A 14169-nucleotide genomic window follows, 5' to 3' on the forward strand; every position below is an offset into this window, starting at 1 on the left:
TGAAACGGAACGAATTCCGTGCAGATTCGGGCGACTCACGCACGCACCACGACCGCCGCTAGGCTTTCAGGAACCTCGCCGCTGACCGGACGGATGGACCTGTGCTCGTCACCATCACCTCGACCGCGCCGTCGGCCGCCGACCTGGGGCACCTCGTCCGCAAGCATCCCGCGCGGGCGCAGAGCTTCGACCTCAGCGTCGGGCGCGCGCACGTGTTCTACCCGGAGGCGACCGACGAGCGGTGCACCATCGCCCTGCTGCTCGAGGTCGACGCGATCGCGCTCGTCCGTCAGAAGCGCTTCGGTGGCGGTGACAGCGCGTCGCTCTCGCAGTACGTGAACGACCGACCGTACGCGTCATCATCGATGGTCGCCGTCGCGATCGGGCAGGTGTTCCGCAGCGCCATGACCGGCCGCAGCGACTCCCACCCGGAGCTCGCCGCGGCAGCGCTCCCGCTGACGATCACCGTCGCGGCGGTTCCGTCGCGAGGCCTGGAGCAGCTGGCGACCCGACTCTTCAGCCCGCTCGGCTGGACCGTCGTCGAACGGGCGATCCCGCTCGACCCGACGGTCCCCGCGTGGGGCGACTCGCGATACGTCGACCTCGAGCTGACCGGGCACCTCCGCCTCGCGGACGCCCTCCGCCAGCTCTACGTGCTGCTGCCCGTCCTCGACGACGCCAAGCACTACTGGGTCTCCGACGACGAGGTCGGCAAGCTCCTCCGCGCCGGCGAGGGGTGGCTGGCCGATCACCCCGACCGGGACCTGATCGCCAAGCGGTATCTCGCGCACCAGTCGCGGATGGTCACCGATGCGCAGTCGCAGCTGGACCCGGAGGCGCGGACCGACGGTGCCGACGGGGACGACGCGGCCACCGCGTCACAGACGAAGCGTGCCCCGGCACTCGCCGGCCTGCGCGCCGAGGCGGTCCTGCAGGCGCTCGCCGACGTGCGGGCACGGTCGGTCGCCGACGTCGGGTGCGGCGAGGGCGCCCTCCTCACGCGATTGCTGGCGGATCCCGTCGTCACCACGGTGATCGGTACCGACGTCTCCGCACGCGCGCTCGCATCCGCGTCGCAGCGGCTCGGGCTCCGCGACGCGAGCGATCGCGTCCGAGAGCGTGTCCAGCTGCTGCAGTCCTCGGCGACCTACGCGGACACCCGGCTGCGCGGACTCGATGCGATCGTGCTCATGGAGGTCGTCGAGCACATCGACGCCGAGCGCCTCGATGCACTCGAGGCTTCGATCTTCGGTGCTGCGGCTCCCGAGGCCGTGATCGTCACGACGCCGAACCGCGAGTACAACGCGTTGTACCCCTCGCTGCCGGCGGGCGGGTTCAGACACCCCGACCACCGGTTCGAGTGGGACCGTCAAGAGTTCGCGACCTGGTGCACCACCGCGGCCGAGCGGTACGGCTACGGCGTCGAGCACCGCACGGTCGGCGATGTCGACCCGCAGCTCGGCTCGCCGACGCAGCTCGCCATCTTCCGGAAGGCCATCTCATGAGCGACCTCGAGCAGACCCCCGCCGCACTGCCGATCCCCGAACTGTCGCTCGTGGTCCTCATCGGGGTGAGCGGGTCCGGCAAGTCGACCTTCGCCGCCACGCACTTCGGCCGGTTCGAGACCCTGTCGAGCGACTTCTTCCGCGGGCTCGTCTCCAACGACGAGAACAACCAGGCCGCCAGCGCCGAGGCCTTCGCCGCGCTCCGCGATGTGGCTGCTCGCCGCCTGGACGCCGGGCTCCTCACGGTCATCGACGCGACCAACGTCCAACCGGCCTCGCGCAAGTCGCTGATCGACCTGGCACGCAACCACGACGTCCTCCCTGTCGCCGTGGTGCTCGACGTCCCGGAGCGCGTCTGCATCGAGCGCAACGAGGCTCGCGAGGACCGTTCGTTCGGCGCGGCCGTCATCACCCGGCAGCAGGACCAACTGCGCCGGTCGATGCGGCACCTCAGCAAGGAGGGCTTCCGGAAGGTCCACGTCCTCTCCGGGGTGGAGGCGATCGCGCAGGCGTCGTTCGTGCGCGAGCCGCTGCTCAACGACCGCCGGGAGGAGCGCGGTCCCTTCGACGCGATCGGCGACGTGCACGGGTGCCGGAGCGAGCTCGAGACGCTGCTCACGAAGCTCGGGTACGTGATCGAGTGCGATGTCGAGGGTCGACCGATCGACGCCGCGCACCCCGAGGGACGCCGCGCGATCTTCCTCGGCGACCTCGTCGACCGCGGGCCGGACACCCCTGGCGTGCTGCGACTGGCGATGGGGATGGTGGGCGCGGGACATGCGTTGGCCGTGCCCGGCAACCACGAGTCGAAGCTCGTCCGCGCGCTGCAGGGCAAGCGGGTGCAGACCAGCCATGGGCTCGCCGAGTCGCTCGCCCAACTGGCCGAGGAGCCGGAGGAGTTCCGAGCCGAGGTCGAGCGGTTCTGTCGCGAGCTCGTCGCGCACCTCGTCCTCGACGACGGGAAGCTCGTCGTCGCGCACGCCGGGCTGATCGAGCAGTATCACGGACGCGCCTCCGGGCGGGTGCGGTCGTTCGCGCTCTATGGCGACACCACGGGGGAGACCGACGAGTACGGCCTGCCCGTGCGGCTGCCGTGGGCGGAGGACTACCGCGGCAAGGCGACCGTCCTCTACGGCCACGTGCCGACCCTCGACGCCGAGTGGGTCAACAACACGATGTGTCTCGACACCGGCTGCGTCTTCGGCGGCAAGCTGAGTGCCCTGCGGTGGCCGGAGCGCGAGGTCGTCGACGTGCCGGCCGAGCAGGTCTGGTATGAACCCGTCGTGCCGCTCGGCCGCCCGACCGGTCCCGCGGGCGAGCAGCGGGATCCCGGGCTGCTGCGCATCGAGGACGTCCTCGGCAAGCAGGTCGTCGAGACCCGTGTCTCGGGCCGGGTCGGCATCCGCGAAGATGCGGCGGCCGGCGCACTCGAGGTCATGAGCCGGTTCGCGATCGACCCGCGGCGCCTGGTCTACCTGCCGCCGACGATGAGTCCGCCGAGCACCTCGCAGCGGAAGGACCTCCTGGAGCACCCCGCTGAGGCGTTCGAGGCGTATCGCCGGGATGGGCTCGACCGGGTGGTCTGCGAGGAGAAGCACATGGGCTCGCGTGCCGTCGTCCTGCTCACGCGGGATCCGGCACCCTTCGGTGCGCCTGCCGGGTGGCGCGGCACCGTCCACACCCGAACCGGTCGGCCGTTCTTCGACGAGGAGACGACGCAGACGCTCCTGACCCGGCTCGACGCCGCCGCGGAGCGAGCCGGTCTCTGGGAGGAACTCGACGCCTCCTGGCTGCTCGTCGACAGCGAGCTGCTGCCGTGGTCGGTGAAGGCGGAGAGCTTGATCCGCGACCAGTACGCCTCGGTCGGAGCTGCGGCGACTGCCGCACTCCCGGCGGCCGTGCACGTGCTGGAGCAGGCGACGGCGACGGGTGTCGACGTCTCGGACCTGCTCGAGCGGACGCGTCGACGGGCCGAGGCCGCCGACGCCTACGTTGCGGCCTACCGCCCGTACACCGCGCCCTCGAACGGTCTGGAGGGCGTGCAGATCGCTCCGTTCCAGCTCCTCGCCTCGACCGGCACGAGCCACCTGGGCCGCGACCACGCCTGGCACCTCTCGGTCGCGGACCGCCTCGCGGACGCCGACCCGGAGCTCATCCGTCGGACTCGCTCGATCGAGGTCGATCTCACCTCGCCGGCCACCGAGGACGCCGCGTCCACGTGGTGGGAGGAACTGACCGATGCGGGTGGAGAGGGCATGGTGGTGAAGCCTGTGGCCGGCCTCGTCCGCGGTGAGAAGTCGCTCGCGCAGCCCGGCATCAAGGTGCGGGGCCGTGAGTACCTGCGCATCATCTACGGTCCCGACTACACGGAGCCGCACAACCTCGAGCGCCTGCGCGATCGGGCCATCGGCCACAAGCGGTCGATGGCGCTGCGTGAGTACGCGCTCGGCGTCGAGGCGGTCGAACGGTTCGTCGCCGGTGAACCGACCTGGCGGGTGCACCAGGCCGTCTTCGGCGTGCTCGCCATGGAGTCCGAGCCGATCGACCCGCGCCTCTAGCGTCGGCTCGTCGCACCCGTTCGTTCCCTGCGCTCCCCGTCCGGTCCCTGCGCTCCCCGTCCGGTCCCTGAGCCTGTCGAAGGGCGGGACCAGGCCGTGTGCCCTTCGACAAGCTCAGGGACCGGGTTTCAGCTTAGGGACCGGGTTTCAGCTCAGGGACCGGGTTTCAGCTCAGGGGCCGGGGCTGAAGCGCCGCGACCGGGACGTCAGCGCAGGACGGAACTCAGCAGGAGGCTCGTCTCGCTGTTGACGACGCCCTCGATGCGTCGGATCCCGCCGAGCACGCGGTCGAAGTCGGTCAGTGTCTCGGTGCGGAGTTCCGCGACGAGGTCCCAACCGCCGTTCGTGGTGTGGAGCGCGCTGATCTCCGGGAAGCCGCGGAGCTGGCGGATGACGTGGTCGGTGGTGCGACCCTCGACCTCGATGAACGCGATCGCGCGGATGGTGCCGGGGTCGAGTTCGTCGCGCACCCGGACGGAGAACCCGACCACCGTGCCGGAGGAGATGAGTCGCTCCAGGCGACTGTTCACCGTCGCCCGGGCGACGTCGAGCGACCGGGCCAGGCTCGCGACCGACGCACGGCCGTCGGCTCGGAGCGCAGCCAACAGCCTCCGGTCCAGATCGTCCAGCGCAGCCATGCACACAATGTACAACCGACTTACTCACATTGTGCATAACCTGTGCACAAATCGCACATCTCTGGAATAGAAAGTGCAGATCGTCGAAACCTAGGCTCGAAGCAACCGCGAGTGGTCTGCTCCGGTCGGCTCCGAGCCCGAACTCGTCTGGAAGGGAACGTCATGACGCGTTTCGTCGATGTCCGCAACATGGTCCGCTGGACGGCCGACCGAGGTCCTGAGCGCATCATCGCCGGCATGATCGGCTACCTCGAGGCCGACTTCCGCCGCTGGCCGTCGTTCGACAAGAGCCCGCGCGTCGCGAGTCACACGCCGTTCGGCGTCATCGAGCTCATGCCGACGAGCGACCACGAGACGTACGCCTTCAAGTACGTGAACGGCCACCCCTCCAATCCGGCCCGGGGCTACCAGACGGTCACGGCCTTCGGCGTCCTCGCCGACGTGCACAACGGCTATCCCACCTTCCTCGCCGAGATGACGCTCCTCACGGCGCTCCGGACCGCCGCGACGTCGGGCATGGTCGCGAAGCACCTCGCCCGTCCCGACTCGAGCATCCATGCCCTTATCGGTGCCGGCAGCCAGGCCGAGTTCCAGGCCCTCGGCATGCGGGCCGCCCTCGGGATCAACACCGTCCGGATCTGGGACGTCGACCCGCTCGCGATGGACAAGTTCGCGCGCAACCTGGAGCCGCTCGGATTCGAGGTCGTCATCGGGACGAGTGCCGCCGACGCCGTGACGGGCGCAGACGTCGTCACAACCTGCACGGCCGACAAGGCGCTCGCGACCGTGCTCACGAACGACCTGGTCGAGCCCGGCATGCACCTGAACGCCATCGGTGGCGACTGCCCCGGCAAGACGGAGCTCGAGGCGTCGATCCTCGATCGCGCCGACGTCTTCGTCGAGTTCCCGCCGCAGACCCGCATCGAGGGCGAGATCCAGCAGATGGCTCCCGACTTCCCGGTGATCGAGTTCTGGCAGGTCCTCACGGGCGCCGTCCCCGGCCGCAGCTCGCGGGAGCAGATCACGCTCTTCGACTCCGTCGGTTTCGCGATCGAGGACTTCACCGCGCTGCGCTTCCTCCGCGACTCCGTCGACGGCAGCGAGTACTTCGAGGAGATCGACCTCGTCGCCGCCCCTGACGACCCGAAGGACCTCTTCGGACTCGTCGGCGCGCTCTCTCCCGTCGGCTGAGTCCGACATGTCCGTGCAGGCGCCGTCGGCCGTGGTGCTCATCCGGCCGCACCGGTTCACGCCGAACCCGCTGACCGCGGCCGACAACGTCTTCCAGGTGGCGGACGGCGTCCCGTCGGCGTCCGTGGCCGGGGTTGCTCACGCGGCGTTCGACGAGGTCACCGCCGTGGCGCAGGCGCTCGATGCGGCGGGCGTCCGCGTCCACCTGTTCGACGACGAGGACCCGGACCGCCCCGACAGCGTCTTCCCCAACAACTGGCTGTCCACTCATGCGGGCGGGCACCTGGCGGTCTATCCGATGTACGCGGTGAACCGCCGACGGGAGCGTCGCTGGGACATCGTCGAGATGTTGAAGCGCGAGTACCGCGTGCAGGACGTCATCGACTACTCGGGGCTGGAGCTCGACGACGTGTTCCTCGAGGGCACCGGTGCGATGGTGCTCGACCACGCGGCCCGGGTGGCGTTCGTCGCGCGATCCCACCGGGCCGACCCGATCGCCCTCGAACGGTTCTGCACCAACTTCGGCTACGAGCCGCTCGTCTTCGACGCGGTCGACCCGCACGGGGTCCCGATCTACCACACCAACGTCATGATGGGCGTGGCGACCGAGTTCGCGCTCGTCGGTCTCGACCTGATCGCCTCGCCGGCGCGACGCGATCAGGTGGTCGAGCGGCTCACGGCTCACGGACGGACGATCGTCGATCTCGACTACGGGCAGGTCTGCGACTTCGCCGGCAACGCGATCGAGCTGCGGTCGGCGACGGGGGAGCGTCTCCTCGCGATCTCGAGCCGGGCCGTGCAGAGCCTGCGGGCGGATCAGTTGGCGGTCATCGAGCGCAGCTGCCGGATCCTGCCACTGGACGTGCCGACCATCGAGCTCGCCGGAGGTTCCGTCCGCTGCATGATCGCCGGGATCCACCTGGACCGTCGGCCTGCGGTGACGGCTTCCGACCTGGCACCGACCCCTCAGCTCGCCCGCTCCTGATTCCACTGATCGGTGATCCGATTAACGCAAATCTGTCCGCGGGACGCGGTGCCTCGGCGCTCCAGGCCTCCGCCGATGGCTGATCGCGTGCGCATGGGCTAGATTGACGATCGATCAGCTGATCGACGTGGAATCCGGCCGACGTCCTCTCTGACCGAGCTGCAGAGAGTGGGCGATCATGCCGCTGTTGGAACATGAAGCCTCTCGACGCGGCCGACTCCGGGTGTTCGCCCGCGCACAGCTCCCGTTCGCGATCGCCTTCGGCATCGTCGCCGTGCTGGTCGCGGTCGTGTTGCCTGAGCGATTCTTCACGGTCCCAGTACTAGCGGGTACCGCGCTCGCGGCGGTCAGCACCCTCCTGGCGGGCTTCCTGCCCTGGGAACGCTGGCCGACGCACGCGATGGCCGTCATCGCCGTCCTCGACCTCCTGGCCGTCGCGAGCATCCGGCTCGAGCTCATCAGCGTGACTCCGGGCGCGAGCCTCCTCTGCATCTTCCCCGTGCTCTGGCTGGCGTTCGGGTTCACCCCGCGGATGATCATCCTGGCTGTCGTGGGGACCCTGTTCATCAGCAGTGCCCCCTACCTGCTCCGTGCGCGCACGCCGACCAGCGCCGTGGACTGGCTGAACGTGGCCCTGCTGCCGTTGCTCACGATCGGCATCGCCGTTGCGGTCAACATCGGCGCCCGCCAACTGCGACGGGGCCAGCGGGCGATCCGGGAGCAGGCGGCGGAGCTCGAAGTCTCGCTCGCGAGGGCCCTCGATGCTGAGGCGCTCGCCGAGTCGATCCTCGAGACGGTCGACGCCGGCGTCGCCTTCTACACCGCCGACGGCACCCTGCGTCTGGCCAACGCGCACGCCGTCGACATGGTCAGCGCCGTCGGGTTCCGACTCGACACCCCGCCCTACGCCGGTCCGCACGTCCTCCAGGCCGACCGTCGGACGCCCATCCCGTTCGACGAGCAGATCATCCCGAGAGCGCTCCGCGGCGAGCTGCTGTCGAACCACCTCGAATGGGTGGGGGAGGCCGGCCGCCAGCGGGCGATCCTGGCGAGTTCCACCCGGGTGGTCCGGAACGGCGACACGCACCTGGGGACGGTCATCGTCGCGCACGACGTCACCGAACTCGCGAACGCGATCAACGTCCGTGAGGCGTTCCTCACGACGGTGTCGCACGAGCTGCGGACACCGCTCACCTCCATCCACGGTTACCTCGAACTGATCATGGACGACGCCGAGGCCGACGCCCCCGGACTCCTTCCGGCCCTGCGGGTGGTCCAGCGCAACGCGGTCGCGCTCGAGCAGCGCGTGCAGGAGCTGCTGGCCGCGTCGGACTCCACGGTCCAGATCGAGCCGAGCCGTATCGACCTCACTGACGTCGCCGCGCGTGCGATCGAGACGGCGACCGCGGGAGTCTCCGGTCCGGTCGTCCGACTGCACGCCGATGCGGCGGCGGTCGTCTCTGCGGACCCCGAGCAGGTCCACCGCGCGGTCACCGAGCTCGTCGCCAACGCCGTGAAGTTCACGCCGGGCGATGGGACGGTCGACGTGGTCGTCGAGCCGGGTGCCGGGCACGTCGAGGTGACCGTCAGCGACACGGGCGTCGGGATGAGCGCCGACGAACTCCGTCAGGCCTTCGACAAGTTCTACCGGGCCGACTACGCCCGGGACCAGGCGGTGCAGGGCGTAGGCCTCGGCCTGCCGGCGGCGCGGGCGATCGCTGACGCGCACGGCGGTTCCGTGACCCTGCGGAGTTGTCCCGCTACGGCCAGCGCCCCCGGTGCGACCGTTGCGACCCTCGTCCTGCCGCTGGAGCCGTCGGTCATCCCGTTACGATGACGCGGACACTGGCGCCCTCAGTCTGCTGACGGCTCGCCGAGGAGCGCCGACCGTGCCGCATCGAGTCCGGTGACCTCGGCGGTCCAGTCGGGTCGCACGAACTCGTCGCGGTGCAGTCGGAGGCCCTGCGACTCGACAAGTTCGCCCGGACGGCCGATGAAGCGTTGGAGGCCGTTGTCCCGATAGCCGAGTCGTCGCGAGACGCCCAGCGATGCGCCGTTCCAGACGGCCGCGTCCGACACCGCGACCTGCGCGTCGAGGTGGTCGAACGCGAACTGCAGCATGCCCGCCCGCATCTCGATGCCGAGCCCCTTGCCCTGCTGTGCCTGCGTCAACCATGAACCGCTCCCGACCGTCCGGGTGACGGCGAAGTCGCGGGCGCCGATGTCCTGCAGACCGATCGGCGTCCCGTCCAGGAGGATCGCGAGGTTGAGCGTCCAGGACGACGGCGTCGCGCCTGCACGCTGGGTCCAGAGGTGCCGCGCGGTCTCGCGGATGAGTTGTTCGCGCGGCTGGTCGGTCCACGGCGTGGAGAACGGCATGACGGCGGGATCGTGGATGCCGGCGAGGGCGGCTTCGATCAATCCGGGGAGGTCCTCGTCGCGTACGAGGCGCAGGACGAGTCTCGGCGTGCGGATCTCCAGGCCGAAGAGCGGCCAGACGTCGGTGAGGCTGAGCATCAGGCCACGGTATCGCCTCGGGCTGTAGCCGGTCGAGGCCGCCCTGTCGAGCCGGGGGTGCCGGGGACGGCTTCCGTGACACACTCGACGCGCCGCGGGATCGCGGCCCGGTTCGACGATGAGAAGGGCTCAACGATGAAGTACACGCACCTCGGCCGCACGGGGACGGCGGTCTCCCGGATCGTGCTCGGCACGATGAACTTCGGCGACCGGACCAGCGAGGAGGACTCGTTCGCGATCATGGACCGGGCGTTCGACCTCGGCGTCAACTTCTTCGACACCGCCAACGCCTACGGCGGCAGCGCCGGTCGTGGGGCGACGGAGGAGATCATCGGCCGGTGGTTCGCAGCCCGTCCCGGCGTCCGTGACGACATCGTCCTGGCGACGAAGGTCCACTCGCCCATGGTCGCCCCGAACGACGATGGCTCGGACGTCGTGAACGCCCGTGGCGCGTCGGCCTGGCAGGTCCGTCGTGAGGCGATCGCCTCCCTGGAACGACTGCAGACGGACCGGATCGACCTGTACCAGTTCCACCACATCGACCGGCACATCTCCTGGCAGGAGCTGTGGCAGGCGATGGAGGTGCTCGTCGCGCGCGGCGAGGTCGTCTACACCGGTAGCTCGAACTTCGCGGCGTGGAACATCGCGCAGGCGAACGAGGTCGCATCACAGCGGCACTTCCTCGGCCTCGTCAGCGAGCAGTCGCTCTACAACCTCGCGCAGCGCTCGATAGAACTCGAGGTCATCCCCGCCGCGCAGCACTACGGGCTCGGCATCCTGCCCTGGTCGCCGTTGTCGGGCGGGCTGCTGAGCGGCGGCTCCTCCGACAAGCGCGCTCGATCGGGCGAGTCCCGCATCACCGAGGCCCGAGCCAAGCAGCAGGACCAGCTCGACGCCTACGACCGTTTCGCGGCCGAGCGTGGCTGGACCTCGGCGTCCCTCGGTCTCGCGTGGCTCCTGCACCAGCCCGGCGTCACCGGCCCGATCATCGGACCGCGCACGATCGAGCAGCTGGAGTCCGCCGTCGCAGCAGTCGACATCGAACTGAGCGCCGACGACCTCACCGCCCTCGACGAGCTCTTCCCCGGCCCCGGTGGCCAGGCCCCGGAGGCCTACGCCTGGTAGGCGCGTGCGATGCGGCCGACCGCCTCGGTGATGGCGGTCGGCCCGGCGTTCAGTTCGAGGATCCGTCGGCTGATGTTCGGCTCGAGGATGAGTGCCTCGAGGACCGCAGCCACGTCTTCGCGCGTGATCTCGTCGTGGAGCTCGGCGGGCCCCAGGGCGACCGTTCCCCGGGCCGGGTCATCGGTCAGCAGTGACGGGCGGAGGATGACCCAGTCGATCGGCTCGCGGGTGAGCGCGACCTCCGCCCGCTTCTTGACGGCGAAGTAGTGCTCTTCGTCGTCGCTCAGCTGCCGTTCGCGCCAGGCCTCCGGCAGGACGGACAGCAGTATGAGGCGCTTCCCCGGTGACGCAGTGACCGCTTCCGACACGCGCTGGAGCGCCGCGTCGTCGATGTCGTCCGTCACGCTCTGGGGTCCGGCGTTCGACCCTGCCGCGAAGACGATGACGTCCCAGTCCGAGATCATCGCCGTGATCTCCTCCGTGGTGGCGACCCCGAGCTCGCCGGTGACGGTCGTCACTCCATTGGCCTCGAGGGCGGGAGCCGGCAACGGCGACCTCGTGAGGCCTGAGACGACGACACCTCTGGCGCGGAGCCGGGTCGCCAGGAGGCGACCGACTCTGCCCGTGATCCCGAAGATGAACACGCGCGTGGTGGGTGCGGCTGAATCGTCGTGGGATGCGTTCTCGGTCGCGGCGGTGGCGTCTCGTGACGTCATGGGTGATCCTCTCGATCCATTACTTACCAATAGTAACTTACTAAAAGTAGATAGGATCGAGGAATGGACACCGCCGCGGACGACAGCTTCAGCTCTGGGCCGAGACGTCGCCTCTCGTGGGACGCGCGCCACGCGCAGTTGCTTGATGCGTTCCGCGACCTCCTCCGCACGCATGACCTGTCGGATGTCACGCTGGCGCGGGTGGCTGCGCACGCCGGTGTGACGAAGCCCGTGGCGTACGACCATTTCGGCGATCTGTCGGGCTTGCTGTCCGAGGCCTACCGGGCCTTCGAATCCCATCAGCGAGACGCCCTGGTCGCGGTGCTCGCGGGTGCACCGCTGGATCTCACCGCCGTCGCGGACTTGGTCGCCGAGGCCTACATCGGCTGCTGCATCGCGGAAGGGATGGAGCTTGCAGCCGTCGTGTCCGCACTTCGCGGATCGACGACGTTGAATGCCCTCCGATCCGAGGCGGAGCTGGCGTATCTCGAGATCTGTCGCGAGGCGCTGGAACCCTGGACAGGCGCATTCGACCCGGCGCCGTTGAGTGCCATCCCCGGCGCCGGGGACGCCCTCGCCCGAAGTGTCATGTCCGGGTCGCTCTCAACAGCTCAGGCCTGCGCGACCCTCGCAGCGGTGGTTCGGGCCGTCGCGTCCGCCTCGGCCGTTCCCGATGCGACTCGAGAGCTCGGCACCTGAGCGGCGGCTTGCTCAGCGTGGGCCGCCCCCCGCTATGGTTGCTCCATGGCTCGCGCACCCTGGAATCGACCCGGCGAATCTCCACAGATACGACGGCTTCGCATCGTGATGTTCTGGACCGCCGCCGTCCTCGTCGTGGCATTCGTCGCCATCCTCGTGTACTTCGTCGTGCGATCGGCTGAAATCGCCGGTCTGTAAGAGCGGCTCGCGACGAGCCGCTCGGGCTCGATGCGACAACGGACTCTTCGCTGTCGCGACCTTCGGATGCCTTCCCGGCGACGGGGTCGGTCACCGACCCTTGGGGAAGCCGATCGGGCGCAGCTCGGGTGCCAGGTTCTCCCACTGCCAGGCACGCTCAGCTTCCTGAGCGGCCTGATCGTCCCCGTTGAGGCCCACGGCTTTCGCGGCGTAGGTCGCAGCGTGCGGAGCGTGGTCGAACATGTGGGCTACCGCGCATGCCTGACCGGCTGCACGAGCAGCGGCGACGGCGGCGAATGCTCCTGTTTCGGTCGCGTCGCGTGCGGCCGCATGTGCTGCGAACGCAGCGGTGCGGCACGCCGTCATCGGAAGTTCACCGCGTTCCCAAGCTCGGAGTGCCGCGATCGCTGCGCGTGGTCGATCGTCACCGGGGCGCTGTTGTTCGAAGATCGGTAGAGCTCGCTCCGCGCAGTTCGCCGCCCACAGCGCGATCGCGTGATGGATTGCCGGCTCAGGGTTTGCCCACTTCGGTTTCGGCTCTTCGCTCACTCCTCGATCGTCGCAGGGATCAGACGGAGAACGATCAGCCCGACACAGGTTGTGTCCCGAGAGTGCGCGCGTACGTATTGGAAGTGGCCCGGAAATCATGGTGGTCTCAACTGGTCGCGCGCCACCCAGAATCGATCTGGGGGTTGGTGTGTTCACGAAGGATCAGGTCAACATGTGATGCAACAGGTGGAAGGCCGGACAGTCTCGCTGCGGGTGGTCAGAACCCGAACGTGAGGACCGCTGATCTGCGCCCCTCGCGCAGGGCGTCCATTGCAAGTCGCTCGTGAGGGGGCAGGTTGACCGGCAGATCGTCGAGGTGAAACCACGACAGTTCTGCGCACTTGGTTGGTTCTCGGATCAGTGGTTCGCCACCCCAGACGTCGCAGACGAAGAACCAGTCGACGCGCTGTTCCAGCGAGTTCGCTGTGCCATCGGTGCGCTGCATGACAGCCACGGCCGATAGCGCCTCGGGTACCACCTGGACGCCGAGTTCTTCCCTCGCCTCGCGGATTGCGGCAGACGCCGCAGTTTCACCAAGCTCCACATGACCGGCGGCACCCGCTGACCAGCAATCGTCCATGTAGCCGGTGTTCTGCCGCCGCTGCAGCAGGACGGTTTGATCGCGGCACAGGAAGACATACGACGCGGGAACAACGGAGAAGTGGCTCATAGGAGTCAAACCCTATGCCGCTGACCGGAGACCAACACACCCGCCGTCAACGACGGTTTCCCATTCCGTGCTCGTTCGTCTCGCTGGTCACCGTGAGCGCGGGGACCTCGGAGCGGCGGTCAAAGGGGTCGTTCGGAGTGACGATTCCTCTCGCAGTCCGGTACCGTGGGCCGCGGGGCTGCGGGGGTAACGATGAGCGACAGCATCAACACCTGGGGTGGCACGGCGACGCGCGAGGGCGCCAAGCCGTTGTTCGTGGTCCGGCGGCCTCGGTACCAGTCGCTGATGTTCGAGATCCTCGGCGGGCTCGTCGCCGCGATCGGGCTATTCGGCGGGCTCGGCGAGCTGCTGTCCGACGCGGAGGACGGCGTATCCAGCTTCGGGTTCTTCCTGCTCTTCTTCGTGGGCGGCGGCGGACTGGTCTTCGTGTTCGGCCTCTTGCTCAGCGCCGGCCGCATCAAGGCGTACGACCGGCATCTCGACGTGAAGTCGGGCTTCGGCCGGTACCGCCAGCGGCAGGTCGGCGACATCCACACCCTGCGTTTCGGGTCACAGTCGCAGGGAGGCGGGCCGACCTTCATCAGCCTCACCGCGTGGGATGAACGCCGCAAGAAACAGTTCGTCGTGTTCACCGGCTACCGCGGCTACGGTGAGCTCATCGCATGGCTCAAGCAGCGCCGGCCGGAGCAGTGGGCCGATTGTGAACGCGCGGGCATTCCCTGCTGAAGCGAGATGAGGCCGAAAGCGTTCGAGCCGCAATCGACCATCACGGACCACAGCGGACGTGCACCGTATGTCCTGATGTCCCGCAGCACCGA

At 69.0% G+C, this 14169-nt stretch carries 13 protein-coding genes; 8 read left to right on the top strand and 5 right to left on the bottom strand.

Annotated features, from left to right (window positions below):
• The first annotated feature begins 101 nt into the window (after positions 1 to 101).
• The gene (locus IFR14_RS01360) at positions 102 to 1505 is read left to right on the top strand and encodes a 3' terminal RNA ribose 2'-O-methyltransferase Hen1 (protein ID WP_191939984.1); all 1404 of its coding nucleotides are present in this window, start codon (positions 102 to 104) and stop codon (positions 1503 to 1505) included.
• Positions 1502 to 4063 carry a polynucleotide kinase-phosphatase gene (locus IFR14_RS01365; RefSeq protein WP_191939985.1) on the top strand — a complete coding sequence of 854 codons (2562 nt, stop codon included), beginning with the start codon at positions 1502 to 1504 and terminating at the stop codon, positions 4061 to 4063. The genes IFR14_RS01360 and IFR14_RS01365 overlap by 4 nt, the downstream gene beginning before the upstream one ends.
• A gap of 206 nt (positions 4064 to 4269) precedes the next feature.
• Here the strand turns inward: IFR14_RS01365 and IFR14_RS01370 are convergent, their stop codons facing one another.
• On the bottom strand, positions 4270 to 4701 hold the full coding sequence (locus IFR14_RS01370; RefSeq protein WP_064293981.1) for an Lrp/AsnC family transcriptional regulator: 432 nt from the start codon (positions 4699 to 4701) through the stop codon (positions 4270 to 4272).
• Between the two features lie 162 nt (positions 4702 to 4863).
• Here IFR14_RS01370 and IFR14_RS01375 point away from each other — a divergent pair, with 162 nt between their 5' ends.
• The 3 genes from IFR14_RS01375 (at position 4864) to IFR14_RS01385 (ending at position 8714) form a co-directional block, all read left to right on the top strand.
• Positions 4864 to 5892 carry an ornithine cyclodeaminase gene (locus IFR14_RS01375; protein WP_137242883.1) on the top strand — a complete coding sequence of 343 codons (1029 nt, stop codon included), beginning with the start codon at positions 4864 to 4866 and terminating at the stop codon, positions 5890 to 5892.
• 7 nt (positions 5893 to 5899) lie between these two features.
• Positions 5900 to 6877 (top strand): citrulline utilization hydrolase CtlX, encoded by a 978-nt coding sequence (gene ctlX, locus IFR14_RS01380; RefSeq protein ID WP_137242882.1) that lies wholly within the window; start codon positions 5900 to 5902, stop codon positions 6875 to 6877.
• A gap of 178 nt (positions 6878 to 7055) precedes the next feature.
• Positions 7056 to 8714: a sensor histidine kinase gene (locus tag IFR14_RS01385; RefSeq protein ID WP_137242881.1), complete on the top strand. Its 1659-nt coding sequence runs from the start codon at positions 7056 to 7058 to the stop codon at positions 8712 to 8714.
• A 17-nt stretch (positions 8715 to 8731) separates the two neighbouring features.
• On the opposite strand, the gene IFR14_RS01390 is transcribed toward IFR14_RS01385, so the two are convergent.
• Positions 8732 to 9394, bottom strand: a complete 663-nt coding sequence (locus IFR14_RS01390; RefSeq protein WP_079704387.1) for a GNAT family N-acetyltransferase — start codon at positions 9392 to 9394, stop codon at positions 8732 to 8734.
• A 135-nt stretch (positions 9395 to 9529) separates the two neighbouring features.
• Between IFR14_RS01390 and IFR14_RS01395 the strand changes: the two genes are divergently transcribed.
• The gene (locus tag IFR14_RS01395; RefSeq protein ID WP_124767888.1) at positions 9530 to 10519 is read left to right on the top strand and encodes an aldo/keto reductase; all 990 of its coding nucleotides are present in this window, start codon (positions 9530 to 9532) and stop codon (positions 10517 to 10519) included.
• Here IFR14_RS01395 and IFR14_RS01400 read toward each other — a convergent pair.
• A complete protein-coding gene (locus tag IFR14_RS01400) occupies positions 10507 to 11235 on the bottom strand; it encodes an NAD(P)H-binding protein (protein ID WP_191939986.1) in 729 nt (242 codons plus the stop codon). The genes IFR14_RS01395 and IFR14_RS01400 overlap by 13 nt on opposite strands.
• Positions 11236 to 11298: 63 nt before the next feature.
• Between IFR14_RS01400 and IFR14_RS01405 the strand changes: the two genes are divergently transcribed.
• A complete protein-coding gene (locus tag IFR14_RS01405) occupies positions 11299 to 11934 on the top strand; it encodes a TetR/AcrR family transcriptional regulator (RefSeq protein WP_198425019.1) in 636 nt (211 codons plus the stop codon).
• A 288-nt stretch (positions 11935 to 12222) separates the two neighbouring features.
• Here the strand turns inward: IFR14_RS01405 and IFR14_RS21310 are convergent, their stop codons facing one another.
• Together IFR14_RS21310 and IFR14_RS01415 are read right to left on the bottom strand one after the other, a co-directional pair.
• Complete coding sequence (locus tag IFR14_RS21310; protein ID WP_342365618.1) at positions 12223 to 12780, bottom strand: putative immunity protein; 558 nt, start codon at positions 12778 to 12780, stop codon at positions 12223 to 12225.
• A gap of 118 nt (positions 12781 to 12898) precedes the next feature.
• A complete protein-coding gene (locus IFR14_RS01415) occupies positions 12899 to 13351 on the bottom strand; it encodes an NUDIX hydrolase (protein WP_137242877.1) in 453 nt (150 codons plus the stop codon).
• A gap of 285 nt (positions 13352 to 13636) precedes the next feature.
• On the opposite strand from IFR14_RS01415, the gene IFR14_RS01420 reads away from it, so the two are divergent.
• Entirely contained in the window at positions 13637 to 14077 is a 441-nt protein-coding gene (locus IFR14_RS01420) for a hypothetical protein (RefSeq protein ID WP_137242876.1), read from the top strand.
• Positions 14078 to 14169: the final 92 nt, after the last annotated feature.

It is taken from the genome of Plantibacter sp. CFBP 8775 (assembly GCF_014839505.1).
Classification (GTDB): domain Bacteria; phylum Actinomycetota; class Actinomycetes; order Actinomycetales; family Microbacteriaceae; genus Plantibacter; species Plantibacter auratus.

Coding starts and splice junctions, on each gene's coding strand:
- IFR14_RS01395 (WP_124767888.1), top strand. CDS start 9,530: ATGAAGTACACGCACCTCGGCCGCACGGGGACGGCGGTCTCCCGGATC.
- IFR14_RS01400 (WP_191939986.1), bottom strand. CDS start 11,235: ATGACGTCACGAGACGCCACCGCCGCGACCGAGAACGCATCCCACGAC.
- IFR14_RS01370 (WP_064293981.1), bottom strand. CDS start 4,701: ATGGCTGCGCTGGACGATCTGGACCGGAGGCTGTTGGCTGCGCTCCGA.
- IFR14_RS01365 (WP_191939985.1), top strand. CDS start 1,502: ATGAGCGACCTCGAGCAGACCCCCGCCGCACTGCCGATCCCCGAACTG.
- ctlX (WP_137242882.1), top strand. CDS start 5,900: ATGTCCGTGCAGGCGCCGTCGGCCGTGGTGCTCATCCGGCCGCACCGG.
- IFR14_RS01415 (WP_137242877.1), bottom strand. CDS start 13,351: ATGAGCCACTTCTCCGTTGTTCCCGCGTCGTATGTCTTCCTGTGCCGC.
- IFR14_RS01420 (WP_137242876.1), top strand. CDS start 13,637: ATGTTCGAGATCCTCGGCGGGCTCGTCGCCGCGATCGGGCTATTCGGC.
- IFR14_RS01405 (WP_198425019.1), top strand. CDS start 11,299: ATGGACACCGCCGCGGACGACAGCTTCAGCTCTGGGCCGAGACGTCGC.
- IFR14_RS21310 (WP_342365618.1), bottom strand. CDS start 12,780: ATGATTTCCGGGCCACTTCCAATACGTACGCGCGCACTCTCGGGACAC.
- IFR14_RS01385 (WP_137242881.1), top strand. CDS start 7,056: ATGCCGCTGTTGGAACATGAAGCCTCTCGACGCGGCCGACTCCGGGTG.
- IFR14_RS01390 (WP_079704387.1), bottom strand. CDS start 9,394: ATGCTCAGCCTCACCGACGTCTGGCCGCTCTTCGGCCTGGAGATCCGC.
- IFR14_RS01375 (WP_137242883.1), top strand. CDS start 4,864: ATGACGCGTTTCGTCGATGTCCGCAACATGGTCCGCTGGACGGCCGAC.